At 30.3% G+C, this 2,315-nt stretch carries 1 protein-coding gene; it reads left to right on the top strand.

Going from position 1 to position 2,315, the window contains the following annotated elements; genetic code table 11:
- The first annotated feature begins 1,081 nt into the window (after window positions 1–1,081).
- Complete coding sequence (locus AB0K82_RS44420; RefSeq protein WP_325850180.1) at window positions 1,082–2,005, top strand: protein rep; 924 nt, start codon at window positions 1,082–1,084, stop codon at window positions 2,003–2,005.
- The last annotated feature ends 310 nt before the right edge of the window (window positions 2,006–2,315 follow it).

Genomic DNA, 2,315 nt, shown 5'->3' with positions numbered 1-2,315 from the left:
TATTGATTTGACAGTGTCAAATGTGATTCCTATTTATGCGATAAAAATTGTTATATGACTCCCGAACGGCTACACAAAAGCTACCGAATAGCTACCCAAAATCAAAAATGGCTACCATATGGATACCTAAAATCAAAAATGGATACCAAATAGCTACATTATTAGGTAGCCATTTGGGAGCTAAAAGGGAGCTAAATGGTAGCCAAAATCAAAATGCACTGCTGCCTTTTTTGAATATTATTAATCGGGTTTTAGCTTTTTTCTAAGAAGAATAATTGAGATTAAAAATATATTTTTCTTTCTGAAAGTGTTGAGAAATGAATTTTAAAATGATTCATAGCCTCTCTTTTGAACGAAAGAAATTTTTGTTTGTTTTTATATTCGAAATGATTAAATGTCCTAGAAAGGGCTTAAAATGCAAAATAAAAGAACCACTCAAAAATGAGTGGTTTGGAGAATTGCTATAAAATGCTGTGCGATTGAAAAAGAGCACTATATTAAGCATACCACACGCATTTATGCCGAGAAAATTTATTGTGCGTTGAGAAGAACCCTTAACTAAACTTGAAGACGAATGTCGGCATAGCGTGAGCTATTAAGCCGACGATTCGACAAGTTTTGGGATTGTTAAGGGTTCAGAGGCTCAACGTCAATAAAGCAATTGGAATAAAGCATAAAAAATAGCCACTCAACAATTTGAGTAGCTATGGTGAGGGCGAAGAGTTACTTCGTATTACAAATAACTTATACATAGTTGGGATAACGTTATATTATTATTTTAACACTTATTTATTTTTATCTCATTTAAAAACTATTTAACGACGGGATTTTTTGAATTTTTGAAACGAGTGAAACGAGTTTCTTCTTGTCTTGATACTATAGGTAACTATTCCCGTATGGTTACCTGTCTCTAGATTAGTTGATATGACTGTCTTTGAACGCAAAAAAAGTTGCTTTTTCATACCTAGTATAGTAGAGTTTATGGTGACCAAACCAAAACTTTACATGAAAGGAGAAAAAGCAACTTTTTTGTTATAAAAACTTTGTATACAACTTAGTTGTTTTTACAGTGATTTAATATATGGAAAAGTATACTGAGAAAAAACGGAGAAATCAAGTATTTCAGAAATTTATTGAACGGCATGTCAAAGAAGGACAAATGGATTTGATAAGGGAGTGCAATACATTCTTGAGTTTTGTGGCAGATAAAACATTAGAGAAACAGAAATTGCATAAATCTAATTTATGTAAAAATCGATTTTGTCCTGTATGTGCATGGCGAAAAGCGAGAAAAGATGCGTTAGGTTTATCATTGATGATGCAATATATTAAGCAAAAAGAAGATAAACAATTCATCTTTTTAACACTTACCACGCCAAATGTTACAGCTGAGCATTTAGAAAGTGAAATTAAAGCTTATAATCACTCTTTTCAAAAGATGTTTAAGCGTAAAAAAGTAATTTCTGCTACGAAAGGTTATGTAAGAAAATTAGAAATTACTTACAATAAAGAACGTGATGACTATAACCCGCATTTTCATGTTTTAATTGCAGTAAATAAGTCATATTTTACAGATAAAAGATATTATATTAGCCAAAAAGAATGGCTTGAATTATGGCGTGACGTAACGGGAATTTCAGAAATTACACAAGTTCAAGTTCAAAAAATAAGACAAAATAACAATAATGAGTTATATGAAATGGCTAAGTATTCTGGTAAAGATAGTGATTATTTAATAAATCAAAAAGTATTTGATGCATTCTATAAATCTCTTAAAGGTAAACAGGTATTAGTTTATTCAGGATTATTTAAAGATGCTAAAAAGAAATTAAAAAATGGAGATTTAGATTACTTAAAAGAAATTGATCCAACCGAATACGTGTATCAAATTTTTTACATGTGGAATAAAAATGAATATTTAGCGAGTGAAATTTTTGATTTAACAGACGAAGAAAAACAAAAAATAAATCATCAAATGATAAATGAAATTGAAGAAGAAAAATAAAAAACAAAACGCTACTCGAAAAAAAAGAGTGAGCGTTTTTTGTTTTGTTAGAAAAAATTAAAGATGTTTTTCTGAAAAAGGTTTGAGATTTTGAAATGAAAAATATGAGGGTATACAGGTGTAATATTGCAACTATTGCTATTAAAGAGCATAAGAGGAATCCTACACAGAAATGTCTCCGTATGTAGCCATTCGGTAGGCATTTCTGTGAAAAATATTGATTTGACAGTGTCAAATGTGATTCCTATTTATGCGATAAAAATTGTTATATGACTCCCGAACGGCTACACAAAAGCTACCGAATAGCTAC

The sequence above is a fragment of the Actinoallomurus sp. NPDC052274 genome, assembly GCF_040679475.1.
Classification (GTDB): domain Bacteria; phylum Actinomycetota; class Actinomycetes; order Streptosporangiales; family Streptosporangiaceae; genus Actinoallomurus; species Actinoallomurus liliacearum.
Note: the sequence above shows the minus strand (reverse complement) of the source record. Positions and strands in the feature narration are given on the sequence as shown.

Coding starts and splice junctions, on each gene's coding strand:
- AB0K82_RS44420 (WP_325850180.1), top strand. CDS start 1,082: ATGGAAAAGTATACTGAGAAAAAACGGAGAAATCAAGTATTTCAGAAA.